25 protein-coding genes and 3 tRNA genes are annotated in these 24,536 nt (G+C 44.3%); 4 read left to right on the top strand and 24 right to left on the bottom strand.

Annotated features, from left to right (window positions below; genetic code table 11):
• Positions 1-35: 35 nt before the first annotated feature.
• The 10 genes from yidD to OXI21_RS06320 form a co-directional block, all read right to left on the bottom strand.
• On the bottom strand, positions 36-245 hold the full coding sequence (gene yidD / locus OXI21_RS06365) for a membrane protein insertion efficiency factor YidD (protein WP_279618721.1): 210 nt from the start codon (positions 243-245) through the stop codon (positions 36-38).
• The gene (rnpA, locus tag OXI21_RS06360; RefSeq protein ID WP_279618720.1) at positions 230-604 is read right to left on the bottom strand and encodes a ribonuclease P protein component; all 375 of its coding nucleotides are present in this window, start codon (positions 602-604) and stop codon (positions 230-232) included. The genes yidD and rnpA overlap by 16 nt, the downstream gene beginning before the upstream one ends.
• A gap of 122 nt (positions 605-726) precedes the next feature.
• Entirely contained in the window at positions 727-861 is a 135-nt protein-coding gene (gene rpmH / locus OXI21_RS06355; RefSeq protein WP_279618719.1) for a 50S ribosomal protein L34, read from the bottom strand.
• A gap of 208 nt (positions 862-1,069) precedes the next feature.
• Complete coding sequence (metK, locus tag OXI21_RS06350; protein WP_279618718.1) at positions 1,070-2,272, bottom strand: methionine adenosyltransferase; 1,203 nt, start codon at positions 2,270-2,272, stop codon at positions 1,070-1,072.
• 129 nt (positions 2,273-2,401) lie between these two features.
• Positions 2,402-2,722 carry a hypothetical protein gene (locus OXI21_RS06345; protein ID WP_279618717.1) on the bottom strand — a complete coding sequence of 107 codons (321 nt, stop codon included), beginning with the start codon at positions 2,720-2,722 and terminating at the stop codon, positions 2,402-2,404.
• 136 nt (positions 2,723-2,858) lie between these two features.
• Complete coding sequence (locus tag OXI21_RS06340; RefSeq protein ID WP_279618716.1) at positions 2,859-3,134, bottom strand: hypothetical protein; 276 nt, start codon at positions 3,132-3,134, stop codon at positions 2,859-2,861.
• Between the two features lie 144 nt (positions 3,135-3,278).
• On the bottom strand, positions 3,279-4,970 hold the full coding sequence (gene leuA / locus OXI21_RS06335) for a 2-isopropylmalate synthase (RefSeq protein WP_279618715.1): 1,692 nt from the start codon (positions 4,968-4,970) through the stop codon (positions 3,279-3,281).
• A gap of 418 nt (positions 4,971-5,388) precedes the next feature.
• A complete protein-coding gene (locus OXI21_RS06330) occupies positions 5,389-5,658 on the bottom strand; it encodes an oxidative damage protection protein (protein WP_279618714.1) in 270 nt (89 codons plus the stop codon).
• Positions 5,659-5,752: 94 nt separating this feature from the next.
• Entirely contained in the window at positions 5,753-6,709 is a 957-nt protein-coding gene (locus OXI21_RS06325) for a ribose-phosphate pyrophosphokinase (RefSeq protein WP_347815493.1), read from the bottom strand.
• Between the two features lie 141 nt (positions 6,710-6,850).
• Positions 6,851-6,925, bottom strand: a tRNA-Gln gene (locus tag OXI21_RS06320).
• Between the two features lie 170 nt (positions 6,926-7,095).
• Between OXI21_RS06320 and lolB the strand changes: the two genes are divergently transcribed.
• Both lolB and ispE read left to right on the top strand, forming a co-directional pair.
• On the top strand, positions 7,096-7,671 hold the full coding sequence (gene lolB, locus OXI21_RS06315; RefSeq protein ID WP_279618713.1) for a lipoprotein insertase outer membrane protein LolB: 576 nt from the start codon (positions 7,096-7,098) through the stop codon (positions 7,669-7,671).
• Entirely contained in the window at positions 7,671-8,507 is an 837-nt protein-coding gene (gene ispE, locus OXI21_RS06310) for a 4-(cytidine 5'-diphospho)-2-C-methyl-D-erythritol kinase (protein ID WP_279618712.1), read from the top strand. The genes lolB and ispE overlap by 1 nt, the downstream gene beginning before the upstream one ends.
• Positions 8,508-8,964: 457 nt before the next feature.
• Here the strand turns inward: ispE and OXI21_RS06305 are convergent, their stop codons facing one another.
• From OXI21_RS06305 to OXI21_RS06285, 5 genes are all read right to left on the bottom strand, one after another.
• Entirely contained in the window at positions 8,965-10,329 is a 1,365-nt protein-coding gene (locus OXI21_RS06305) for an amino acid permease (protein ID WP_279618711.1), read from the bottom strand.
• Positions 10,330-10,399: 70 nt separating this feature from the next.
• A complete protein-coding gene (locus OXI21_RS06300; protein WP_279618710.1) occupies positions 10,400-11,932 on the bottom strand; it encodes a DUF4080 domain-containing protein in 1,533 nt (510 codons plus the stop codon).
• A 15-nt stretch (positions 11,933-11,947) separates the two neighbouring features.
• Positions 11,948-12,517, bottom strand: coding sequence for a xanthine phosphoribosyltransferase (xpt, locus tag OXI21_RS06295; protein WP_279618709.1), 570 nt, complete (start codon positions 12,515-12,517; stop codon positions 11,948-11,950).
• 39 nt (positions 12,518-12,556) lie between these two features.
• A tRNA-Ile gene (locus tag OXI21_RS06290) sits at positions 12,557-12,633 on the bottom strand.
• Positions 12,634-12,637: 4 nt separating this feature from the next.
• A tRNA-Val gene (locus tag OXI21_RS06285) sits at positions 12,638-12,714 on the bottom strand.
• 213 nt (positions 12,715-12,927) lie between these two features.
• On the opposite strand from OXI21_RS06285, the gene ftsY reads away from it, so the two are divergent.
• Complete coding sequence (ftsY, locus tag OXI21_RS06280; protein ID WP_279618708.1) at positions 12,928-14,457, top strand: signal recognition particle-docking protein FtsY; 1,530 nt, start codon at positions 12,928-12,930, stop codon at positions 14,455-14,457.
• 246 nt (positions 14,458-14,703) lie between these two features.
• On the top strand, positions 14,704-16,311 hold the full coding sequence (locus OXI21_RS06275) for a nitrilase-related carbon-nitrogen hydrolase (protein ID WP_279618707.1): 1,608 nt from the start codon (positions 14,704-14,706) through the stop codon (positions 16,309-16,311).
• A 116-nt stretch (positions 16,312-16,427) separates the two neighbouring features.
• On the opposite strand, the gene OXI21_RS06270 is transcribed toward OXI21_RS06275, so the two are convergent.
• From OXI21_RS06270 to OXI21_RS06230, 9 genes are read right to left on the bottom strand one after another with little or no spacing between them, the layout of a single operon-like run.
• The gene (locus OXI21_RS06270; RefSeq protein WP_279618706.1) at positions 16,428-17,324 is read right to left on the bottom strand and encodes a hypothetical protein; all 897 of its coding nucleotides are present in this window, start codon (positions 17,322-17,324) and stop codon (positions 16,428-16,430) included.
• 17 nt (positions 17,325-17,341) lie between these two features.
• Positions 17,342-17,983: a Maf family protein gene (locus OXI21_RS06265; protein ID WP_279618705.1), complete on the bottom strand. Its 642-nt coding sequence runs from the start codon at positions 17,981-17,983 to the stop codon at positions 17,342-17,344.
• Positions 17,984-18,796 carry a 3-deoxy-8-phosphooctulonate synthase gene (kdsA, locus tag OXI21_RS06260; protein WP_279618704.1) on the bottom strand — a complete coding sequence of 271 codons (813 nt, stop codon included), beginning with the start codon at positions 18,794-18,796 and terminating at the stop codon, positions 17,984-17,986.
• Positions 18,797-18,838: 42 nt separating this feature from the next.
• Entirely contained in the window at positions 18,839-19,138 is a 300-nt protein-coding gene (locus OXI21_RS06255; RefSeq protein WP_279618703.1) for a hypothetical protein, read from the bottom strand.
• Between the two features lie 15 nt (positions 19,139-19,153).
• Positions 19,154-19,480 (bottom strand): outer membrane protein assembly factor BamE, encoded by a 327-nt coding sequence (gene bamE / locus OXI21_RS06250; RefSeq protein WP_279618702.1) that lies wholly within the window; start codon positions 19,478-19,480, stop codon positions 19,154-19,156.
• A 19-nt stretch (positions 19,481-19,499) separates the two neighbouring features.
• A complete protein-coding gene (locus OXI21_RS06245) occupies positions 19,500-21,425 on the bottom strand; it encodes an ATP-binding cassette domain-containing protein (RefSeq protein WP_279618701.1) in 1,926 nt (641 codons plus the stop codon).
• A 15-nt stretch (positions 21,426-21,440) separates the two neighbouring features.
• Complete coding sequence (locus OXI21_RS06240; RefSeq protein ID WP_279618700.1) at positions 21,441-22,898, bottom strand: AAA family ATPase; 1,458 nt, start codon at positions 22,896-22,898, stop codon at positions 21,441-21,443.
• On the bottom strand, positions 22,898-23,974 hold the full coding sequence (aroB, locus tag OXI21_RS06235) for a 3-dehydroquinate synthase (RefSeq protein WP_279618699.1): 1,077 nt from the start codon (positions 23,972-23,974) through the stop codon (positions 22,898-22,900). Before aroB ends, OXI21_RS06240 begins: the two co-directional genes overlap by 1 nt.
• Positions 23,971-24,492 carry a shikimate kinase gene (locus tag OXI21_RS06230; RefSeq protein ID WP_347815492.1) on the bottom strand — a complete coding sequence of 174 codons (522 nt, stop codon included), beginning with the start codon at positions 24,490-24,492 and terminating at the stop codon, positions 23,971-23,973. Before OXI21_RS06230 ends, aroB begins: the two co-directional genes overlap by 4 nt.
• Positions 24,493-24,536 lie beyond the last annotated feature (44 nt).

Genomic DNA, 24,536 nt, shown 5'->3' with positions numbered 1-24,536 from the left:
TTTAACAATCAAATGAAAAAACCGATACCTTTATTCTACGGCACCGGATCTTTTCCCCCTTCACAACAAGGTTGGCACCGCACCAGACGTTTAATCATCAGCCAGCCCCCTTTAATTGCGCCATATTTTTCAATCGCTTGAATGGCATAGGTTGAACAGGTCGGCTCAAAACGGCACTGACTGCCAAAAAATGGACTTAAAAAGTATTTATACCCTTTAATGAGCCAAATCATGAGCGTCCGCATAATTCCTCGACTTTGTTCCAATGCATCTGTAACGATTGATGAAGTGCTGCTCTATCGGTGAGATTCACATTTCGTTGAACCAACACCACAATGTCTAATCCCTCTAACTGCATTTGTGAATGCCGAAATGATTCACGCACAATGCGCTTCACTAAATTTCGATCCACCGCACGTTTTAGGTTTTTCTTCGCGATCGCAAGCCCAAGACGCGCGCCTTGACGAGCCTCTTTCGTACCTTTTCGCCGATGCGCTAAGACCATAAATGAGCCATCTCGCGAGCGGCGATTTTTCTCAAATACAGCAGCATAATCGGCGGGCGTTAAGAGACGTTTGTCACGCGTAAAGCTTTGATCAGTCAAGGAGCACCTAATGAATTTATCAAGAATGAGATAGACAAAAAAACAAAAAAGCGCCTATTATTTTCATAACAAGCGCTCTTTAGTTAAATAATAGAGTTAAATATCGAATAATCTATCGATAATTAAGCAGATAAACGAGCACGACCGCGAGCGCGACGACGATTAATCACTTGACGACCACCTTTAGTAGCCATACGTGCGCGGAAACCGTGGTTACGTTTTCTTTTGATAATGCTTGGTTGAAATGTACGTTTCATCCCTAAATTCCTTTCTATTTAAACGTTTCTCTAGACTTTTTTCAGGTTACTTTTTCTCAAAAGTCTATAATTCACAATAAGACAACAGCTAATTTTAGCTTTTTATGTCAAAAAGTCAAGTTAAAAGGCGGAGCGTGCTTTAGAAAAAGCCTTCTCCATACCTTTCATTTATCTCTAAAGTTTACCGTTTTTATCCTAAAAACGGCGATTAGAGTCCCGCCTCGGCACGTAATAGATCCGCCTTATCGGTTTGTTCCCAGCTAAATGCCATACAACGTTGCAATACGCCATCATTTCCGGTGTAGTTCACCTCGTAAGGATCCCGTCCGAAATGACCATAGCTCGCTGTTGGGCGATAGATGGGGTGTAGAAGATCGAGCATTTTGGTGATTCCGTATGGACGGAGGTCAAAATGTTTGCGCACGAGCGCTTCGATCGTCTCTTCTGGAACATGATTCGTTCCAAAAGTCGTAATGGAAATTGATGTCGGCTCTGCCACACCAATCGCATACGATACTTGAATTTCACACTTGTCAGCAAGCCCTGCTGCCACAATATTTTTAGCCACATAACGGCCAGCATACGCCGCAGAACGGTCCACTTTCGAGGGATCTTTTCCAGAAAATGCACCGCCGCCGTGACGAGCCATACCGCCATAGGTATCAACAATAATTTTACGGCCGGTTAAACCGCAGTCGCCCACAGGTCCGCCGATCACAAAAATCCCGGTAGGGTTGATGTGATATTTCGTCTCTTTAGTGAGCCATTCCGCCGGAAGCACTTTCTTAATGATGAGTTCCATCACCGCTTCTTTGACATCTTTTTGCGTTACTTCAGGGCTATGTTGCGTTGATAATACCACCGCATCGATGTGCGAAATCGTGCCATCTTCGTTATACGCAAAGGTGACCTGACTTTTCGCATCGGGGCGTAACCAAGCGAGTTGTTTCGATTTTCTTACCTCAGCTTGACGCTCCATTAAACGGTGCGCATAAGTAATCGGTGCTGGCATTAAGACATCGGTTTCGTTGGAGGCAAATCCAAACATCAATCCTTGGTCGCCCGCGCCCTGCTCTTCTGGAATCGTACGATCGACCCCTTGAGCAATATCAACACTCTGTTTACCGATTAGATTTAAGACCCCGCAGGTATCCCCATCGAATCCTACCGCCGATGAGTTGTAGCCGATATCGGTAATCACACCGCGCACGAGATCTTCAAGATCCACCCATGCAGAGGTGGTCACTTCACCTGCTATGATGGCAACCCCCGTTTTGATTAAGGTTTCACACGCAACGCGCGCGTCTTTATCTTCGGTAAGGATGGCATCTAATATCGCGTCTGAAATCTGATCGGCAACTTTATCAGGATGCCCTTCGGAGACAGATTCCGAGGTAAAAAGATATTTCATTCTAACTCTCTTATTTGACAATACTTAGAAATAAATGATTGGTAATTTTAGCAGTTTTTGCCACGCATTGCCCAATTTAATTCGGGCCGATCCCGCGCTTTTAGATCACTTCAACCACTTACCCGCTCATTATTGAGGCTGCATTAACGTTTCGGGCACCTCTGGCAAGCAGCGACTGATCGATTTCGCCACGCCTTCAGTTTCAGCTGTCATCTCGCCGCGCATCAACGCTTCACTCGCCCGGCCAAACGCCTTTTCACTTAAGTGATTGGGAAGATCATTAATGATGCAATGGCAATAATTGGTGAGCTCTGGATCTAAAATACATCCCGACAAAAAGCTCTCTTTAATCTGTGGAGAATAGTCAGGATGTTTCGTTTGTGCAAACGATATGCTGCTCAATAATACGCCTACCATCACCGCACTAATCCATTTAAATAACTGTTTCATTGAATCTCCCCTCATTGATTCACCTTCCTTAATTCGCCTTTTTGATTTGCTGTGACAAATAAAAACGTCATCTGATGATTTTACTCTTTAAAACCACAAGATGACGCCGATCGTCTGATAGGTCTAGTTGTTATCGTTATTTAACTTTTGCAGTACAACGAGTTTGTACCGTATTGAGTAGATCGTTGAGTTTATCTTGGCTCGCACGATCTTCCGCTTTATAAAACTCTGTGAGACGTTTTTCATCAACACGCTGTTCAAATTCAGTTAATGCGCACTCACAATAGGCTTTTGATTCACCTTTTTCGCACTCTTTTTTAAACGACTCTTTGAACTCATCACTGTATCCCGCCTGCGCTGCGCTAAACAACATTACCGCCGCGACGCCTGATAAGGTTAATAGTTTTTTCATAATACGCTCTCCTAATAGTTTGATGAACGAAGTAACGTCATTATAGCGAATCCATCTCGCTTGTCATGCTCTATTTCGATTCCTAAAGGCAATAAAAAAAGCGCCCGAAGACGCCTTTTTTGATCATACTAATGATAGATAGGGTTATGCATCAAGCTCGATTAAGCCTTTTTTGATCGCACGGTTAAACGCTGACATCACTGCTTGAATCGATGAGCGCGACGTATTTGAGTGTGCGCCGGCACCGAAGATCGTTTTTGCACCCACCTGCATCTCAACATAAGCCACCGCTTCCGCTTCAGACCCGGTACTGCGTGCGTGTTCGTTATAATCAATCACGTCCACACCTTTGTTAAAGCCGCTGTTTAATGCGCTTACTAATGCCGCAATCGGACCATTTCCGCGGCCGTGTGCTGTCACCTCTTTATCACCTCGCACAATGAAGGTCACATCGGCACAGGCATTGCCATCGGCATCTTCTTTAAGCTCTAACGGCTGTTTAATGACCACATCATTTAAATCTTTAAAATATTCGCGCTCGAAGATATCGAAAATGCGTTGTGAGGTTAATTCCACCCCTTCACTATCGGCATGATATTGCGCAATTCGGCTAAATTCGATCTGTAAACGACGGGGCATTTCAATGCCGTGATCTTCTTCTAAAAGATAAGCAACGCCACCTTTTCCGGACTGACTATTAACGCGAATCACCGCCTCATACGAACGCCCAACATCAAATGGGTCAATTGGTAAATAGGGAACGCGCCATTTTTGCTCGGGATTAGCTTTCATAATTGCTAAGCCTTTACGAATCGCATCTTGGTGCGAGCCTGAGAACGCGGTAAAGACAAGCTCTCCCGCATACGGATGACGCGGGTGAACTTTAATATCAGTACAGTGCTCAACCTCGCGAACAATTGTGTTCATCTTGCTAAAATCAAGCTGAGGATCGATCCCTTGAGAGTACATATTCATCGCAACGGTGACTAAATCCACATTCCCCGTACGCTCACCATGACCAAATAAGCAACCTTCAACACGGTCAGCACCCGCCATTAAAGCAAGCTCTGTTGCCGCCACCGCGCAGCCTCGGTCATTATGTACGTGCGCACTAATCACCACCGAATCACGGCATGAGATATGATCGCAGAACCACTCAATTTGGTCAGCATAAACGTTCGGTGTTGCCACTTCAATCGTTGCTGGTAAGTTTAAAATAAGCGGTTTTTCAGGCGTTGGCTGGTAAACATCAATCACCGCTTCACACACCTCTAACGCAAAAGGAAGCTCAGTATCGCAGAAAACCTCAGGCGAATACTCAAAGAACCAATCGGTTTCAGGATATTTTTCCGCTTCCGCTTTAATTAATGTCGCGCCTTTTACCGCAAGCGCTTTCACCTCATCCATCTCCATATTAAATACGACTCGGCGGAATGTGGGCGAAGTGGCGTTATAGCTATGAATAATCGCAGTTTTACACCCTTTTAATGCTTCAAAGGTGCGCTCAATCAAATCTTGGCGCGATTGAGTTAACACTTGAATTGTCACATCCTCAGGAATGCGATTTTCATCGATTAATTTACGCACAAAGTTAAATTCAGTATCTGAGGCTGACGGGAAGCCGACTTCAATCTCTTTAAATCCGCACTCAAGTAAAAGATCAAACATCCGGATTTTTTGCTCAACGCTCATCGGCTCAACAAGCGACTGATTTCCATCACGTAAGTCAGAACTTAACCAGCGTGGTGCCTTTTCAATCTCATTATCGGGCCAGGTACGGTTTTTGTAATTGGGGACTTGGAAACGTTCGTATTTGGTTTGAGGATTCTTAATCATTTTTCTTTCTCCAGTATGGTTTAAATTCGTCTGTATCGTTACTTAGGGGATTTTTAGTGTAAATATTTGTTAGCGCCTAACCCTTAATTCTGCATAATTATTATTACGGCAAAATTAAGACAAAACGCTCCTAAGTCGCTGCCACATCGTAATGGCAAACCAGCGAATGACTTTTAGAAAAATGTAATCAAATCGGGGGGGAGTTAAAGAGACTCTACTTATATGTATTTTTTTCACAATAAAAAACCAACCATTAAAACAACTAAATTAAATCCAATAAAAAGCTGTAACTAGCAAAGTGTGCTAATTACAGCAGGATAAGTCGTAGTAATTGGTTGATTTCTATTTTTGTCTTCATAACTTTTACATTAAAGCTATTTCAGACAATCGTCAAGCCTTTTAAGGGCTTTTTACGAAATTATTTTTCAGGGACAAATTCATCCGGAAGATCGCCGCCCGTTCCGAAGAAAAATTCTTCCATCTGTTTCTCAACAAATGCACGTGCTTGAGGATCCATAGGATCGATACGATACTCATTAATTAAAATGGTTTGATGACGGAGCCAATCGTTCCACGCTTCTTGTGAAACTTGCTCAAAAATACGTTTACCAAGCTCACCTGGATAAGGTAAGCGAGCTAAGCCTGCTGCTCGTTTTTTTAACTTTACGCACTCAACTTCGCGACTCATATCTTATCTCCTATCGTTATAAACAAAAGAAGACGCAATATAGCGTCTTCCCCTCTTAATCACAAACATTTCGTTGGGTTTGAGCCCATCTTTATTACGCGTTTGCGAACAGTGTACTGACCGATTCTTCGTTATGAATACGTTCAATCGTTTCAGCGATGATGTTTGAGATTGAAATCACACGGATTTTCGGGCACTCTCTTGCCGCATCTCGTAATGGAATTGTATCCGTTACCACCATCTCATCTAATCCTGAATTAGCAATATTCTCAATTGCTTTTCCTGAGAAGATTGGATGAGTACAGTATGCTTTAACCGATGCTGCACCCTTCTCTTTAAGGATTTTCGAGGCTGATGAAAGCGTTCCCGCTGTATCTACAATGTCATCAACAATAATGCAGTTTTTGCCTTTCACATCACCGATAATATTCATCACTTCCGCTACGTTTGGCGCAGGACGACGTTTATCGATAATCACTAAATCAGCACCTGGAATCTGTTTTGCTACTGCACGCGCACGAAGCACACCACCAACATCCGGTGACACAACGGCCACATTTTCACCCGCGCACGCCATGATATCTTCATGGATTACAGGAGATGCGTAGATGTTATCTACGGGGATTTCAAAGAATCCTTGGATTTGGTCTGCGTGAAGGTCGATGGTAAGAACACGGTCACAGCCAACGCTTGTGAGCATGTTTGCCACAACTTTTGCAGAGATCGGAACACGCGCTGAACGTGGACGACGATCTTGACGAGAGTAGCCAAAATATGGGATAACCGCAGTAATTCTGCGAGCGGACGCGCGACGCATAGCATCTAACGCTACCATTAATTCCATAATATTGTCATTGGTTGGATAACAGGTAGGCTGAATAAAAAAGACATCCTTACCGCGAACATTCTCATTTATGGAGATCATTACTTCCCCATCAGAAAAACGACCGACAGTAGCATCCCCTAACTCAAGCCCTAAATGTTTGACCACTTTCTTAGCGAGTTCAGGATTGGCGTTTCCGGCAAACACCATCATCTGCTCTTTGCTCATGACAAAGATTCCTTTTTGTTTCTGTTGTAGATTGTTGGGAATTGTATATTAGAATATAGGCATTGCTGAGGCATGTAAAGGGGCATTTTCATTTTAGATCATATGTTAGAAAATAATTACAGGCGCAATACCTAAAAAAGTTGGCTGGGCTACCAGGATTCGAACCTGGGAATGGCGGGATCAAAACCCGCTGCCTTACCGCTTGGCTATAGCCCATCTGAGGAACATCTATTATATAGATAATTTTCAGCTTGTCTAGTCGATTTACTGTTTAATTATTAACCAGTGGGGAGGGCTTTTTCGTTTGCCGTTCCTAACCGACGTGTGAAATAATACCATCAATTCTGTTTTCTTCAAGATTAATTTTTATACAACTACTATAAACTATGACAAACCCAATCAAATTCAGTCGTTTAGTCCCCTTAATTTTTTCTGGTTTTATTCTTGCATCTTGCGCAACCACTAATTACACCTCGTTAAATGAGGCCAATCACTATAAAGCGATCGCTCGATCGGCAGTAAAATCCCCCGAATTTAATGGTCAAGTGAGCATTATTTGGGATCAAAAAGATCAAGATGAAACGAACATCACCGTTCAAGGCGCATTTGGCCAAGGAAAAACCGATATTAAGATTACCCCCGTCGTCACATCGATCACAACGGACGGACAAACCTATAAAGGCGAATCCCCCGACGAGCTCTTTTACGCATTAACGGATTTTAAATGGCCCATTTCAGGTACCAAAGCGTGGCTCTCAGGGAAACCCGCCGATATAAATAGCGCCACCGAATTAATCTATGACAAACAAAAGCGACTTAGCTCTTTTAACGAAGCGGGCTGGCACGTAGAATATCAATCGTGGGTTCGCAAGGCAGGCTTAACCCTTCCTGAGCGCATGACCCTCTCCCGTGGCGATGACATTCGCCTCCGTCTTCTCATCGAACGTTGGATCATTCAATAATGAAATACTACTCCTCACCTGCAAAAATTAATCGGATGTTGAAAGTGGTACGCCGCGAGGCTAATGGCTATCACTATCTGCAGACCATTTTCCAATTCACCACATTAAATGATCAGATCGGCTTTAAAAAACGCGCCCACGGTGGCGTGATTTTCCATTATCCTCATGATAATTTCTCACTCGATGAGGATTTAATCTATCGCGCCATTGTGTTATTGGAAAAAGAGAGCGGACAAACCTTCCACCTTGAGATCGATCTTATTAAAAATCTCCCTATGGGCGGTGGTGTCGGTGGTGGGAGTTCCAATGCAGCCACGACCCTACTCGTTCTCAATCATCTTTATGATCTTGAGCTCTCGACCGAAAAATTGATCGAGCTTGGCGCAAAACTTGGGGCCGATGTCCCTATCTTTATCTACGGGAAATCTGCCTGGGCAGAAGGAATCGGCGAGAAACTACAACCGATTTCACTCCCGGAAGAGGAGATGCTACTCATTGTGCCTAATATCCCCATTAGTACGCGCAAAGTCTTTGAGAGCGAGCATCTCTCGCGTCACAATCCGCGCCTTGAGGGGATCTATTTTGATGAGTCGCGCAAAATTAATGATTGTGAATCGGCAATTTTCCATCATTACCCCAAAATGAAGCGCTATATGGAGCAATTAACGGCGATGAATACCGATCCATTTATTACCGGAACCGGCGCCTCTATATATATAGCGAAACCAGATGCCGATACCTTAACGAAAATTAAGGCTCTGGCGAGCGAGAATGACTGGACACTCCACCCTTTTAACGCGATAAATCAATCGCCGCTCCTTGACGAGCTCAATTAAACTATTTTATACCACCCCGACAGTCACCCTACTTCGGGGTTTTTATTGCCTAAAATAAGCGGAATAAGTGAATCAAAGGCCGTAATTACTGACGCTTCTCTATAATTCTTTACATTTATAGACAAACACATTCCTTTTAACGCTCAAATCACTTCTCCTAATTTTTACCCTCTACCTCTTTAAACAAGGAACTCTATGAAAAGCAACTCCTCTCGATCATGATGGGCGCACTCATTTTAACCGGTTGTGAGCCAAATTAGCGCCACCGTTTCAGATTACAGCTATGAAGTTGGGCAAAAAACGAGTCGCACCCTACTCTCAGCCGGTTATCGCAACAACATTCTCCACGGCCCGTACTCGCCCCATTATTGGAAAGAAAAAAAAGATCGACGAGAAATAAAAAGTCAGCATTTTAATTGATGCAAATCGCTCAAAGGAATCACTCTTTGGGCTTTTTTTATGCACGTTTACGATAGAAAATCCCGTAAACGCCGATCAATAACGCAATCCATAATAATCCCACCCAAAGCGCACTGCGAGTATTATCGTACACCCCCAGCATTACGATGGTAAATAGAATAAAAAGTAGCGCGATGATCGGTCCGATCGGCCAAAAAAGTACCGGAAACGCGAGCTGATTCACCTCATTTTTTGACATTTTTAACCGCATCGCCATCTGCGATAACAGAATCATCAACCAAACCAATACCGTTGCAAAGGTCGCCAGCGCAGCAATAATAAAGAAGAGACCATCGTGATAGAAATAATTGAGCACCACACCGACAATTAATGTTCCACTCATCACAAATACCGCATTGCTCGGCACTCCTTTTTGCGATAATTTCCCGAGCCAGCTCGGCGCTTGATTTTGCTCCGAAAGCCCGTGAATCATCCGCCCTGCGCCATAGAGGTCACTATTAATCGCGGAAACCGCCGCGGTGACCACCACAAAATTAAGCAGATCTGCCGCCCAATGAATCCCTAATCGCTCAAAAATCAGCACAAATGGACTGCCATCAATGCCGATTTGATGCCATGGAATGAGCGCCATAATAATGCCGATCGCCATCACATAAAAAAGGAGAATCCGAAACGGAATGGTGTTGATCGCTTTGGGAATGCTCTCGTGGGAATCTTTCGCTTCGATAATAGTGAGCCCGATCACCTCAATCCCGCCAAACGCAAAAACAACGACCGAGAGCGCCATTAAAAATCCGGTCACGCCATTGGGGAAAAAGCCACCCTCTTTCCAGAGATTGGTGAGCGTTGGCGCATATCCACTCCCCTCTCCATGATACCCAAATCCAAAGAGTAAAATGGAGACACCCGCCACAATCATGCCGACAATCGCGAGCACTTTAATCATCGAGAGCCAAAATTCAAATTCCCCATAGACTTTAACCGGCATAAGATTAAATCCGCCGATTAAAAAGGTCACCCCGAGCGTCCAAATCCACGGATCGACACTCGGGTACCAAAACTTCATATAGGTTGCAAATGCAGTGATATCGGCAAGGCAAACCAACGCCATCTCAAAGACATAGGACCAGCCGGTGATAAATCCTGCGAGCGGCGAAATATAGAGGGTTGCATAACTGCCAAAGGAGCCTGAAAGCGGCTTACGGAGCGCCATCTCACCAAGTGAGCGCATTACAAAAAAGACCGCAAGCCCCGCAATCACATAGGCGAGCAACACCGAAGGTCCTGCCAGTTGAATTGCATTACTTGAGCCGTAAAAAAGCCCCGTTCCGATCGCGGAACCGAGCGCAATTAAGTAGATATGGCGTTTTTTCAAGCCTTGCTGAAATGAAGGTTCACTCATGTCTCAATCCTTGAGGGCGTTAGTGAATAGATGGATGCCTGACCATTGTCTGTCCGTTATCAATGATCGGTTAGCGGCGATGCTGTTGTTGACGTTTTGGAAGCGCGGCAAGTTCCGGTGAAAGCTCCTCAACCTTTGGCTCAGGACGCTCGCCTAAATACTTCGGCCAACCCTTAATTCCCGTGCGAGAAAAATCATCAGCCATCGCGCGGATAATGCTCTCTTTGGGATCTTTTTCCCGTTCAACTAAATAACGAAACACCGAGCGAAATAACCGGTCAAGAGAAATACTGTGCGTGCGTTTTAATTCCGCATAGAGCGCATTAGAGAGCGCCCGAAATTCGGCAAAGGCATCCTCTTTTAAAATTAGGGGAAGCGTTGTTTGAAAGCGCCCCGAGTTTGAAATGAGGTCCCAAAACTTCGCAAATCGTTCCAACTCCTGCACCACTAAAAAGGGCATATTGCGATTTTCGAGCACCGAATATGGCGGCTCTTGGCTATATTTAAATTGATATTCCGTCGTATGGCGAATAATCGGCGTCCCTTTTAGACGCTTTAAAATCCCCACTTGAATCTCTTGTGGATCCCACGACCAGAGCTCATTAAAGCCCTTGCCAAATTCGTCAATCGTCTCATCGGGAAGCCCGACAATGAGATCCACGTGAAGATGGACATCGGTATGATTGGAGAGCCAACTGATATTCTCTTTCGCTTTAACAAGATCGGTGCGACGCGAAATGAGTTTTTGCGTAACCGGATTAAGCGTCTGAATCCCCACCTCAAACTGCATTGAGCCATCCGGGAATTCTAAAATCTTCGCTTTAAGCTCATCGGAGATCACATCGGGTACTAATTCAAAGTGCAAAAAGAGCGGATCATCGGGATTTTCTTCAATTTTATCTAAGAAGAAATCTAAAATCGCAAGGGTAAAATCTTTTTTAAGATTAAAGGTGCGATCAATAAATTTAAATTGGCGTAACCCTCGCTGATAGAGCGAATCCATCGCATCTAAAAACGTTTCAAGCGGAAAACGCCACGCCGTTTTATCTAGGCTCGACAAACAAAACTCACATTTATAGGGACACCCGCGCGACGCCTCAACATAGACGGTGCGATGGGCAATGTCCTCATCGGTATAGAGATGATAGGGAAGTTTAATTTGATCGAGCGGTGGCTGTTTTCCAATGATCACTTTTTCAGGATGCGGGGTTTTATCGATAAAAATCGAACGGCAGAGCTCATAAAAACTCACATCGCCCCAACCGGTAATGAGATAATCGGCGGCGTTAAACACCTCCGTATCTCGATATTCATAGGAGACTTCTGGCCCGCCAATGGAAATAATCAGCTCAGGCATCAATTCGCGCAGATCTTTAATGAGCGAAGTGGTTTCGAGGAAGTTCCAGATATAGATACCAAAGGTGAGCATTTTCGGTGAGTGCCGATAGATCGCCTCAAGCATCTCTTCTTTACTTTGCGAAATGGTGAATTCTAAAATTTCCGCACGCGATTCAAGCTCGCCAAGGTTCGCTTTTAAATAACGGAGCCCGAGCGAAGCGTGAGTATATCGCGCATTAAGCGTAATTAAGAGAATGTCCACCATACGTCAAATCAAGGATTAATCGATAAATTCGATTTCGTCATCTTTTAACGATTTAACGCGCACGAGCGACTCAACATTGATGTTGTGCTCTTCTAAGCGTGAACGGCCTACTTGGAAACTTTTTTCGAGCACAAACCCCATTCCAAAGAGGTTCGCGCCTGCTTGATCGATCAGATCTTTAACCCCAAGCGCCGCATTACCGTTGGCAAGGAAGTCGTCAATAAAGACCACATTATCTTCACTTGAAAGGTATTCTTGGCTAATGCACACATCATAACGACGATCTTTCGTGAATGAATAGACCGATGAAGTGTACATTTTTTCCATGGTTTTGGGGGTTTTCTTTTTCACAAACACCACCGGAAGCTCAAGCAGATAACCGAGCATAATCGCCGGCGCAATACCGCTTGCTTCAATCGTGATGATTTTGTTAATGGGGAGATTTGCGAAACGTCTAACGAACTCGACCGCAATCGATTTCATTAAAATAGGATCCATTTGGTGATTGATGAAACTATCGACTTTGAGCGTGCCATCATCAAATGCAACACCATCTTTGATCACTCTATCTTTTAAAACTTTCATGTGAGACCTGAGGGGGGAAGATTAACAGATTAGGTAGGATGGTGGGCCTTGCTGGAATCGAACCAGCGACCGCTCGATTATGAGTCGAGAGCTCTAACCAACTGAGCTAAAGGCCCAAATTGGTAGGCATAATTGGATTCGAACCAACGACCCCCACCATGTCAAGGTGGTGCTCTAACCAGCTGAGCTATATGCCTACTGTAAAGGCGTTAAAGTATATAACGTCCGAGCTCTGTAATCAAGACTTTTATGCCCTTTTATCAAAAATCGAACAATATGTTCAAATTTCTAATTTGTCATCCGATTCGTGCTGAATTCGGAGTAACAATTCAAAGTGCAACCTGTTAAAATACAGTAGGTCTATATTGTTACACATTTTTTTATATTTTCAACTGTTATTAGGATTGTCGATGACAAAAAAAACGAAAAGAGGCTGGTTTAGCCGATTATTTGGCGGTTCTTCAAAAGATGAAGCCCCTGAAGTTGTAGAAGATTCAGTCAAAAATGATGCTGATTTCGCGCCCGTTTCAGAAGAAAAAGCGGTTTCAGACGCCCCTTCTTCCACAGATATTGGAACGGAAACCGCGCCTGAAGCGATCACCCCTGAACCAGATTCATTCGAATCATCGCCCGAAACAGTCGATGAAGCTGAACAAGTTTTAGACAAAACTCTCGAAGAGATGAGCGAAACGGAATCCCCTCGCGATCTTAATGCATTTGCCAATGAACTCACCGATGCATTTATGTTTGATGATTCCGCTGATGATGATACAGATGAAGAATCAGAGGACGATCTAGAAGCGCTCGAAGATGATTCAGATGAGGAGATTGTAGAGATTGAAAAGATTCAGGACGAGCCGTCAACGCCTGAGCCTATTGCCGAAGATCCAGATGAGCCTGCAGCTATCGAGTCTACAGTAACTGAATCCGTCACTAAAACTGAAGTAGAGACCGAGGTTGATCCCGAACCCGAAACGCCTGCGCCCACACAGGAAACCCAAGAAAAACCGAAAAAACAGGGCTTTTTTGCACGCCTTAAAAAACAACTCGCGAAAACAAGCGCTGGCCTTACTGAAGGCTTTGCCGATCTCTTCTTAGGGAAAAAAGAGATTGATGATGAGATTTTAGAAGAGCTCGAAACCCGCCTTCTCCTTGCAGATGTTGGCATTAACGCCACCGAACGCATGCTTGAATCGATCCGCGAAGAAGTTTCGCGTAAAGCGTTATCAAATCAAGATGAACTCTTTAAGGCGCTCAGCCACAAAATGGAAGAGATTTTAACGCCGGTGGAAGAACCGCTCGTAATCGACAATACTAAAGCGCCCTATATAATCTTAATGGTGGGCGTTAATGGCGTGGGTAAAACCACCACCATTGGAAAATTGGCGAAAAAATTCCAAGCTGAAGGTAAATCTGTCATGCTTGCCGCTGGCGATACTTTCCGTGCTGCCGCCGTTGAACAGCTAAAAGTATGGGGCGAGCGCAATCATATTCCCGTCGTGTCACAAAAAGATGGCGCTGACCCTGCGTCAGTAATTTTTGATGCGATCGAATCGGCGAAAGCGAAAAAGGTCGATATCTTAATTGCCGATACCGCCGGTCGCCTCCATACCGATTCAGGCCTTATGAAAGAACTTGAGAAAATTCACCGCGTCACAAAACGTTTAGATGAGACTGCGCCTCATGAAGTGATGCTCGTCGTTGATGCGGGAACGGGGCAAAATGCGCTCAACCAAGCCCGTCAATTTAATGAATTTGTCCCCCTATCGGGCATCTCATTTACCAAAATGGACGGAACGGCAAAAGGCGGAATTATCTTTGCCATTGCGGATGAGCTTAAGATTCCGGTGCGCTTTATCGGCGTGGGTGAAGGGATCGATGATCTTCGTCCCTTTAATGCAAAAGAGTTTGTGGAAGCGCTTATTCAATACAAAGCATAAGTTAATATTTCTGTAAAAAAAAGCCTCGATTTATGATGATATCCCATCAAAATCGAGGCTTTTTTATGCATGCTTATCATCAATACTTAACCCTTCTCAAAAAACTGCATACGATTCTAATCAATACCACACTATTTAAAGCTATATCGTCGACAATGTAATATAATGATAATAATGGTAATAACCTATAATTATATATACTTTCGTGTTGATATGCATTGACGACTTGTCAATAAAGGTAAGAAGATGACATTAACCATTGCAGTGACCCAATTGAAAACCGTGCCGGGACATATCGAGTATAATAAAAAGCGCATTTTAGCTGCGATCACACAGGCAAAACAATCAAATGCCGATATTATCCTCTTCCCTGAACTGACGATTTCAGGCTACGGGGCCAGCGATTATCTCTTAAAACCTAAGTTTATCGATGACGCTCGCGAGGCACTCTATGAGATCGCCCATCATTCCACCGATATTGTGGCCATCGTTGGCTTCCCTGAGCGCGATCATCATTCTCTCTATAGTAGCGCTGCGATTGTCAAAAATGGGCAAATCCTTGGAATTCACCGAAAAGGCACACTCTCCTCCACTGAGCTTGTGATGGAAAATTACTATATTTCGCAGGGCGATAAGCCAACCACTTTCACCATTAAAGGCAAGACAATCGGGATTGCAATCAGCGAAGACTTCCTCGACCCTAATCGTCTCCCAAAATGCGATGCGCTTTTATTGATGAGTGCGTTTCACTGGAGTAATCGTCGCCATCTTACCAATCGAAATGCCTTTCAAACTACCGCAAAAACCATTCAAACTCCCATCATTATCTCCAATGCGCTCACCTCCTGCGATCAATTTATTTTTTCAGGCTATGCCATGGTGATTAATGACCGAGGCGAACAGGTCGGTGGGGGCAAACGGTTTAACGAAGGGCACGTGCTCTTTGATATTGATACCATTAACAAATTGCCACCGTTAGAGGTGCAAGAACATTTAGATGCAACGCTCTACCGCGCACTGATGTTTGGTCTCCAAGAGATGCTCAATTATGTACCAGAAGATAAAGTAACACTCTATATCGGTAAATGCTTAGAATCCCATCTTCTGTTAACGCTTGCCGTCGATGCGCTCGGAGCTGATAAGGTTTATCCCGTTCACTTTACCACCGCCGATGATCTTCCAAGCGATCTTAAAAATATTCGTACGCTCTGTAAACGCCTCAACGTACGTCTTTATGAATATGACATCAATAAAGATCACCTACGCAATGCATTAATGTCAAAACGGAAAGATGCCTCAATCGATCCCCCAATTAATTGGGCAGAAGAGAGCGTTGACCGCTACAAAAAAGGATTACTCCTTGCCTTTAGTGATCTGCATAACGCCATTGTGCTCGGGCCGATTAATAAAACCCAAATTAAGCTGAAACTTAAAGGTCACGGAATGACCGCAGCCGGCCACTATATGCCTTTTATTGACCTGTACCGCACGGATATTTTACGCCTTGCCGATTATCGTGATCTTGAAGGCAAACTTTTAAACAAAGAGGTGATGGCTGGTGCAAAAAGTGAGATTTTCCGCCACCCGAATGTGTGTGACGGGGCTGAACTCTCCTTTAAAGAGGTCGATCAGATCCTGTTTCGTTATCTTGATCGCCGTGAAACGGAAGAGTATATCGCCCAGTTTGATCATGATCTTGAGCTTGTCACTCGCATCGCTAAACAGATCGATCTTAATAATCTTTATAACCGCTATCGATTACCAGGGCCCTATTTCACCACAAAAGCACTTTCAAAATCGTGGCATGATCTACACCGAAAATATACCGGCGCACTTGCCGATCCGATTGAATAGATAGTTCAGCTAGACTAGATAGTGAATATTAAAATTTAATCACACGACATAAAAAAACACCCAAAGAGCCATTCATCGATCCTTTGGGTGTTTTTATTTAAATCTTAAAACACAAACTAATTGAGGCGCATGGTTTCTAAATAGCGTTTAAACTCATCTTCAAGCTGCAAGAGTTCACGATGATTTGGCATCACTACTAGCCCCACCTTAATAAAGGTCTCTGCATTGGTGAGATCCCCTTCATAAAGCGCTTTTTGCGCATTTTGGAAGTAGAGATTGGCAATGTCATGAAGCCCTGCTTTCGCGACTGGATTCTCGACATCTAAAAAGAGTACTTGCGTATAAAAATAGTACGCATCATCATGATTCACGCCAACATAACGCCCCTCAGACATCGCATGTTGCGCTTGATCGATAAAACTTTCGATTTGAACTTGCGCCCGTTCCAACTCAAAATCTTCAGCATTTGCATCATTCAGTGCATCACTACCAACAGAGGTAAGTGATAACTTAGGGAGCGAATCTTGATCATCAGTTGCAGTTGATGACCCTTCACCTTGCCCCACTGTTTCCCCTACACTTGAGAGTTTTAGATCAAAATCAGGGGCTTTGGCAATCTGCTCGATCTGCTCGAGCTCTTCTGCATTGATCTCCTCTTTCACCGGTGGCACATAGATATAACTTTGGCGCACCTCTTCAGGAATTTGCGGATTAAAAATCACCTGACCGTTATCCGTCGCTTGATCGAGCACATATTTTGGCAACCCTTGATGACGATTTTCACCGCCCACCATAATATAGGTCACAATGCCGAGCCCGAGCAGGATCACAAAGGTTAAAAATAGATTAAATCCTTGGAAAAAACCCCATCCGAGCGATGAGCCCGATGCTTTACGCTTCTTCTTTGGCTTACTCGCTTTTTTTTGAGCTTCAGGACTCTGCTTTTGACTGGCAGTGGTCACGCCATCGGTTTTCGCTTTAGGGGATTGCTTGGGCGGTGTAACTTTTAACATATCAACTTAACATCTCATCAGTTTTTAGCAATTTGAATGGGATAATTATACCCTAACTCGGCGAGTGCTTCCCTTAATTCATAGAGCGGCAATCCCATAATGGCATGAAATGAGCCTTCAATCTTTTCAATCATCGGCGCCATCAGTCCTTGGATCGCATAACCACCGGCTTTATCCTGCGGCTCACCGGTTTCCCAATAATATTCGGCAAACCCATCTGGAAGCGTCATAAAGGTCACATGATTTTCGCTTAACTTAATAGAAGAACGAATTGTGCCATCCTGATCATCCTCAATGCCATAGAGTGCAATCGCTGAATAGACAATGTGGGTGCGCCCTGAAAGACGCGCCATCATCGCTTTAAAATCAGCAAAATCGACCGGCTTGCCTAAAATTTCATCATCAATCGCAATCGCGGTATCTGACGAAAGTAATAATTCATGACTCTCTAATCCTCTTCCCTCTTTTTTAAGCGTATCTAACGCAAGCTCTGCTTTGCCGCGCGCCATCGCTAAGACATAGGTTTTAGGATCAGTAAAAGGCGCAGTATCTTCGTCGATCTGCGCCTTTAATACCTCGAAGGGCAATCCCATCAACGCAAGAAGCTCCCGGCGTCGTGGGGATTGCGAGGCTAAAATAATGTGAGGAACCGTACCCAATTATAACCCTTTTACAATGGCATCAATGGCTTTAATCTGAGTTAACAGTGCTTTCATCTCAGATAGAGGCATGGAGTTTGGCCCATCTGAAAGTGCTTCATCAGGATTTGGGTGCGTCTCCATAAAAAAGCCCGCAACCCCGACCGCTGCCGCAGCGCGCGCAAGTGGAGGAACAAATTCACGTTGCCCACCTGAGGATGTGCCTTGCCCGCCTGGAAGCTGAACCGAATGGGTTGCATCATAAACCACGGGACAGCCCGTCTCTTTCATAATTTCAAGCGAACGCATATCAGAAACTAAATTGTTATAGCCAAAGCTAACACCGCGCTCACACACCATAATTTCATCATTACCGACGCTACGCGCTTTTTGTACCACATGCTTCATATCCCAAGGCGCTAAAAATTGCCCCTTTTTGATATTCACCGGTTTCATTGTGCGCGCCACATTTTGGATAAAATTAGTTTGACGGCATAAAAACGCGGGCGTTTGCAGAACATCCACAACAGACGCCACTTCATCGAGCGGGGTATCTTCATGCACATCGGTCAAAATCATCACCCCGAGCTCTTTTTTCACTTTCTCTAAAATCGCAAGCCCCTTTTCAAGACCTGGGCCACGATAGCTCTTTTCAGAGGAGCGATTCGCTTTATCAAAAGAGGATTTATAGATAAACGGAATGCCCAACTCATCGGTGAGCTCTTTAAGCGCCGCCGCAACATCAAAGGTCATCGCTTCTGATTCCACTACACACGTTCCCGCAATGAGGAAAAAGGGGGCATCGTTACCAATCATCTCATAAAATTTACTCATCTCTTTGCTCTCCTAGCCTCGTCTCTACTTAAAATAGAGCCGTTAATTTAATACCTGATCCATCTCGGTAACCGCCGCGTTGATCTCTTTTTCATCGCGTACCGCTTTTCCATCGATCAGCAATTGCACGTCCAATCCAATTTTCCGACATGCAACAAAATAAGGCATCACATCGCCACGCTTCTCACCGGATTTTATGCAATAACTCGCTCCATCGAACAGATAGCGAAGTTGCTCTTTTTTAACATTATAGAGCGCCGCTAGTCTACGAAGAGCCGTCATTTGATTGATGGGAGGAATCAATTTCCCCTCAAAAATTACCTGATAACGTTTATCTGTCATACCTATTCTCTCTTATTATGAATCGAGATCTTCTTGATTCACACTCACAACACGACGATTTTTATCGAACTGAACCGCGATGCGATAATGTTCTAATTTTTCTCCGTCTGAACGATAATGTGCAAAGACATAATGCCATACTGTATCATCAAAACTATCTTTAATCATAGGGGTACCGAGAATATGAAGCACTTCACGCTCACTCATTCCCGGCTTTACATTTTCAAGGCGCGATGCGTCAACATAGTTGCCCTGTAAAATATCAAACTGATGCATCCCAGGCATTTTAGCGCATCCCACTAAAAGTACGGCGAGGATTCCAATCATTCCGATTTTTTTCATATTATCTCCTGTGATATCGCTATCCAACACGACTCTCTAAATCTAACCAGCGCTCATATTTTTGTTCGAGCGTTTCGTTTAATTCTGTTAAATGATGCAGACGTTCTTGCTGATACGCATGCGATGTTTCGTAAAATTCGACGGTCTGAACCTCATTAGTAAGCACCTCAATTTCACTCTCTAAATTCGCGATAAGCTCCGGCAAACTTTCAAGCTCGCGCACCTCATGATAGGAGAGCTTTTTCCCTTGCGATTGAGTAGGTTTCGCCTCATTCACAGACGTTTTATGCTCAGCTTCCGTCTGTGTCTCTGATTTTACTCTATTTTCAGTGCTCGATTCTGCTTTTTTATCGCGCGCATCACGGTAGGCTTCCCAATCGCTATAACCGCCAATCGATTCAGTAATTTTACCCTCGCCCTCTAAAATAAGGAGCGATGTCACCACTTGATCGATAAAGGCGCGGTCATGGGAGATTAACAGGAGCGTGCCATTAAATTGTAATAGCAAATCTTCAAGTAGCTCGAGTGTCTCAATATCAAGATCATTCGTCGGCTCGTCCATTACTAAAAAGTTGCACGGTTTCGTGAAAAGTTTGGCAAGAAGGAGGCGATTTCGCTCACCGCCTGAAAGCGCATTCACGGATGATCGAGCACGATCTGGGGAGAACATAAAATCTTGAAGCCAGCCCATCACATGGCGTTTTTTACCATTAATCTCGATAAAATCACTGCCTTCACCCACATTTTCCAGCACCGTTTTATCAAGCTCTAAATCCGAACGAAGCTGATCAAAATAGGCTACTTCAAGTTGCGTACCTAATTTTACCTCACCCTTATCCGGCGATAATTGACCAAGAAGCAGTTTAATGAGTGTCGATTTCCCCACACCATTGGGGCCAATAATTCCGATACGATCACCGCGCATTACCGTTAAATTGAGCTGATCGACAATGGTTTTCCCGCCAATTGCGTAACTCATATCGGTCGCTTCAATCACTTTCGCACCAGTCACGCCTGCCTCTTCAAAATGAAGCGTTGCCGTTCCCTGACGATTGACGCGCTCCGCCCGCTCTTCGCGCATTTTAAGAAGTGCCTGCACGCGAGCTTCACTACGAGTTCTTCGGGCTTTTACCCCTTTTTTAATCCATACCTCTTCACTTGCAAGCTTTTTATCAAAGGCTCGATTTTCTTGCTCTTCGTTATACAGTTCAATTGCTTTACGCTTGAGATATTCATCATAATTACCCGGATATTCGCTTAAATTACCGCGATCGAGCTCCACTATTTTGGTCGCGATGCGCCCTAAAAAAGCTCGGTCATGGGACACAAATAAAATCGCGCCTTGATGCACCTCAAGTAGACGCTCTTCAAGCCAGCGAATCATCTCAATATCCAGATGGTTTGTCGGCTCATCAAGTAGAAGGAGATCGGGCTTTGATACCAAGGCTTTCGCAAGAAGTGCCCGGCGAATCCAACCCCCAGATAGCGTATTGAGACGAGTTTTCCCATCGAGTTCAAGACGGGTTAAAATCTCATCAATGGCCTGATCGCTATTCCAACCATTTAATTGATCGAGCTCTTGTTGCAAGATACCCAGCTGATTGAGCGCTACATCTGTTGTCGCATCCTCTAATAGTGCGTAATAGGCTTTTAGCTTTTCACCGATAACGCCGAGCCCCTCCGACACAAGCTCATACACCGTACCCGTTAAATCAGTGGGAATCTCTTGCTCAAGTGTAGCGATTTTTAAATTTTTATCAAAAATAAGACGACCATCGTCCGGCGTAATGCGTCCACCCACCACTTTTAAAAGGGAGGATTTTCCTTCGCCATTTCGTCCAATAATCGCAATCCGATCGCCCCGCTCAATCGAGAGTGAAGCGCCGTTTAAAAGGGGCGTAGAACCATAAGCTAAATGAATGTTATGTAATTGGATTATTGACATCGTGTCTCTTTAAAATTATTCACCAATTCGATTGCCTGAAACAACCGATAAATTAAGGGCCTTCACACTGCTCGGAAGATGCTGAATACCCGTTTTAGCCAGAGCTTCACTGCCGTATGGCCCGATCACCGCAACCCATCGATTGCCCACCTGTTTAATAATTGGCGCACCGGGAATGGTTCGCCCTTTCAGATGATTTTCAACGACTTGTTTACTATTTCCTTCCGCAAGTTGAATGTAGTATTTGGAATCAGTCGCTGGTTTTGTCACCGGTTTTGTCACCGATTTTGCTACTGTCTCTTTAAGAAGCTTCGTCTCAGTTTGTCCTCGATTTACCACTGACTCGTCCGGCTTTTCCTCCTGTTTTACCGTAACTGTTTCTTGAGGCTTCGCCGTTTGAGAATCGCCTTTTATCGCCACCACAATGGGAGCTTTTTTAACGAACTTTTCTTCATCAGATTCAGGCGCGCGATCCACTTTAATGGTCTCAATTTTAACCGGCAACATCGCAGGAGGATTATTCGCTTCAGCCTCAATTGTTTCTACTGTAGCAACCTGATCAGCATTTCCGGCATTTCCGTTTTTTTCATTATTTCCCGCTAACTGTTCTACGCGCGCTTTTACATTGGGCTCATCGCCATCCACCACCGAGCTCACGGTAACGTTGGCATTTTTTTTCTGCTGCGCCATCGCATCGGTAATTTCTGGTTCTTTAATTAGATAAAACCACGCCGTTCCCGCAATTAACAGCCCAAGCACAATCACCGATGCCATCACATTGCGCAGTGTTAAAAATCGTTTCGGTTGAGGCGTAATTAATTTAAGCACACGCCCCGGATAACCATAAGAGAGCGAATGAAGCCGGTTCACTTCGGCATGGCTAAGCTCATCATCCGTTTTACCGAAAAAGGCATTGGCATGATCAATGAGGCGTTTTAACTGCATCGCATTAACCGGCGATAGCGTATAGTTCGTTGAGCGATTTAAAATGCGCTTAATAAAGAGATCTTTCTGGTGGATATCCATAAACAGAAAGAGGAAGAAGTGGCGGGACTGCTCATTACAAGCAACGCGAAGTTGGTCGAGAAGTTTAAGCTCGGTAGCATTTAAATTCTCGGAAGCATCAATCAACAGGACGATCTTTTTACCCTCTGCAATAAGCGCTTGCAAAATCGACAACACATCATCACGCAGGAAATTCGATTGAGTCATCTCATCGCCAAGGGAGCGACGAAAAAGCGTTAAGACATCGGTCTCTTCACCATTAATCATGGTCAGCACAATCTCGTCATTTTGACGTAGACGCTTACCCAGCTCGAGCATCATGCGGGTTTTTCCCGATCCCGATGCCCCATGCACACTGCAAAAATCATGCCGACCCGACATGATATTTTCATAAAGACGATCCAATACGCGTTGCGTCGGCATTAAATCGAGCCACGGCAAATCGCGCAGTAACGTTACTCTACTCATTAAACCATTCCGTATTTGATTGCTGCTAAAATTAGACCTTCCTCTATCGCATCAACTACCTCAGCCGATCCCATTGATTTTAGGAGAACAAAGCGAATTTTTTTATCACGATTTTTCTTATCAAGACGCATCGCGCTCATCATCGCATCCATCTCAATCACCGTTTCTTGACGAATAGGTAAACCAAATTCATCAAGGAGTGACTCCAATCGAGCAAAATCCGCATGAGAAATAAAGCCTGCAAGCTCAGAGAGTTTCCCAGCCATTACCGTACCAATCGACACCGCTTCGCCATGCAAAACGCCTTGATACTTCATATTTCGCTCAATCGCATGCCCAAACGTATGCCCAAGATTGAGGAGCGCACGAACGCCCTGCTCTGTTTCATCTTGATTGACCACATCTCGCTTAAAACTACACGCACGGTAGATCATCTCAGAGACCACCTCAAAATCAAGCGCTAAAATTTTCTCACGATTGACCTCGAGCCAGATTAAAAACTCATCGCTTAAGATAAAACCGTACTTTAAGACTTCGGCTAAACCACTTAAATATTCCCGTTTGGGGAGTGTTTTAAGAAGCGTGAGGTCCATTAAGACAGCGCTTGGCTGATAAAAACTGCCGATCATATTTTTCCCTAAAGGGTGATTGATCGCCGTTTTCCCACCTACAGAGCTATCGACTTGCGCTAGAAGCGTTGTCGGCACTTGAATAAAATCAATGCCGCGTTGATAGATACTTGCAGCAAAGCCCACAAGGTCACCAATCACGCCACCGCCAAAAGCAATCAGCTGACTATTTCGATTAAATTCAAGCGTAAGAAGTTCGGTTAAAATTGTATTGAGCGATTCGGCGCTTTTATAACGCTCACCATCAGGCAAAATCAATACGCGCGAAGCATCTTGATCCACCAGTTTTAAAATAGTCTCTTTATGATAGTCATAAATCGTATCATTGGTAACCACTAGACGCTGTGATGGGTTTAAAAAAGAGGTGATCTCTTCACGCTCCAATAAATTTTCAGCCATCAAAATGGGATAAGAGCGCGTGCCTAAATCGATCGTTAATTTTTTCATCTATTTATCTCAACTAACCAGTCAGGGTAAGGTCTATCATTGTTTATAATATGCTCTATAATACCATCAACCACAACTTTCGGAGGCAGTTTATCTGAAAAGATCATATAATTTGAGCACTCACGATAAAGCGGATCACGGATGCTATAGAGCGTTTCTAAAACCTTCAGCGGATCCTCATTTTGCAAAAGCGGGCGATTGGTATCATATCGCACTCGATTAAATTGCTCTTGTGGCGACACATTCAGATAGATCACCTGCCCACGTGCCTTTAACAGCTCACGATTTTCTTTAGTGACGACCGCGCCACCCCCGGTTGATAAAATCATCGGAGATATTTGCGTAAGCTCATCGATCATCGCCGTTTCTCGTTTTCGAAATCCGACCTCCCCTTCCACATCAAAAATATGGGGAATGGTGACGCCTGACCGCTCGACAATCGCTTCATCACTATCTTTAAATGTGCACTTTAACCGGCGTGCTAGTAGCTTCCCAATAGTACTTTTGCCCGACCCCATTGGCCCTATCAAAAAAAAACTGTCTTCCAAAGGGAAGACAGTTT

The organism is Ignatzschineria sp. RMDPL8A (assembly GCF_029815055.1).
Lineage (GTDB): Bacteria > Pseudomonadota > Gammaproteobacteria > Cardiobacteriales > Wohlfahrtiimonadaceae > CALZBJ01.
The sequence above is the reverse complement of the archived record's forward strand: the minus strand, read 5'-3'. Positions and strand labels throughout refer to the sequence as shown.

Bases quoted from the DNA above. Each gene is read 5' to 3' on its own strand.
- yidD (WP_279618721.1), bottom strand. From the start codon at position 245: ATGCGGACGCTCATGATTTGGCTCATTAAAGGGTATAAATACTTTTTA.
- rpmH (WP_279618719.1), bottom strand. From the start codon at position 861: ATGAAACGTACATTTCAACCAAGCATTATCAAAAGAAAACGTAACCAC.
- metK (WP_279618718.1), bottom strand. From the start codon at position 2,272: ATGAAATATCTTTTTACCTCGGAATCTGTCTCCGAAGGGCATCCTGAT.
- OXI21_RS06345 (WP_279618717.1), bottom strand. From the start codon at position 2,722: ATGAAACAGTTATTTAAATGGATTAGTGCGGTGATGGTAGGCGTATTA.
- OXI21_RS06340 (WP_279618716.1), bottom strand. From the start codon at position 3,134: ATGAAAAAACTATTAACCTTATCAGGCGTCGCGGCGGTAATGTTGTTT.
- leuA (WP_279618715.1), bottom strand. From the start codon at position 4,970: ATGATTAAGAATCCTCAAACCAAATACGAACGTTTCCAAGTCCCCAAT.
- OXI21_RS06330 (WP_279618714.1), bottom strand. From the start codon at position 5,658: ATGAGTCGCGAAGTTGAGTGCGTAAAGTTAAAAAAACGAGCAGCAGGC.
- OXI21_RS06325 (WP_347815493.1), bottom strand. From the start codon at position 6,709: ATGAGCAAAGAGCAGATGATGGTGTTTGCCGGAAACGCCAATCCTGAA.
- lolB (WP_279618713.1), top strand. From the start codon at position 7,096: ATGACAAACCCAATCAAATTCAGTCGTTTAGTCCCCTTAATTTTTTCT.
- ispE (WP_279618712.1), top strand. From the start codon at position 7,671: ATGAAATACTACTCCTCACCTGCAAAAATTAATCGGATGTTGAAAGTG.
- OXI21_RS06305 (WP_279618711.1), bottom strand. From the start codon at position 10,329: ATGAGTGAACCTTCATTTCAGCAAGGCTTGAAAAAACGCCATATCTAC.
- OXI21_RS06300 (WP_279618710.1), bottom strand. From the start codon at position 11,932: ATGGTGGACATTCTCTTAATTACGCTTAATGCGCGATATACTCACGCT.
- xpt (WP_279618709.1), bottom strand. From the start codon at position 12,517: ATGAAAGTTTTAAAAGATAGAGTGATCAAAGATGGTGTTGCATTTGAT.
- ftsY (WP_279618708.1), top strand. From the start codon at position 12,928: ATGACAAAAAAAACGAAAAGAGGCTGGTTTAGCCGATTATTTGGCGGT.
- OXI21_RS06275 (WP_279618707.1), top strand. From the start codon at position 14,704: ATGACATTAACCATTGCAGTGACCCAATTGAAAACCGTGCCGGGACAT.
- OXI21_RS06270 (WP_279618706.1), bottom strand. From the start codon at position 17,324: ATGTTAAAAGTTACACCGCCCAAGCAATCCCCTAAAGCGAAAACCGAT.
- kdsA (WP_279618704.1), bottom strand. From the start codon at position 18,796: ATGAGTAAATTTTATGAGATGATTGGTAACGATGCCCCCTTTTTCCTC.
- OXI21_RS06255 (WP_279618703.1), bottom strand. From the start codon at position 19,138: ATGACAGATAAACGTTATCAGGTAATTTTTGAGGGGAAATTGATTCCT.
- bamE (WP_279618702.1), bottom strand. From the start codon at position 19,480: ATGAAAAAAATCGGAATGATTGGAATCCTCGCCGTACTTTTAGTGGGA.
- OXI21_RS06245 (WP_279618701.1), bottom strand. From the start codon at position 21,425: ATGTCAATAATCCAATTACATAACATTCATTTAGCTTATGGTTCTACG.
- OXI21_RS06240 (WP_279618700.1), bottom strand. From the start codon at position 22,898: ATGAGTAGAGTAACGTTACTGCGCGATTTGCCGTGGCTCGATTTAATG.
- aroB (WP_279618699.1), bottom strand. From the start codon at position 23,974: ATGAAAAAATTAACGATCGATTTAGGCACGCGCTCTTATCCCATTTTG.
- OXI21_RS06230 (WP_347815492.1), bottom strand. From the start codon at position 24,492: ATGGGGTCGGGCAAAAGTACTATTGGGAAGCTACTAGCACGCCGGTTA.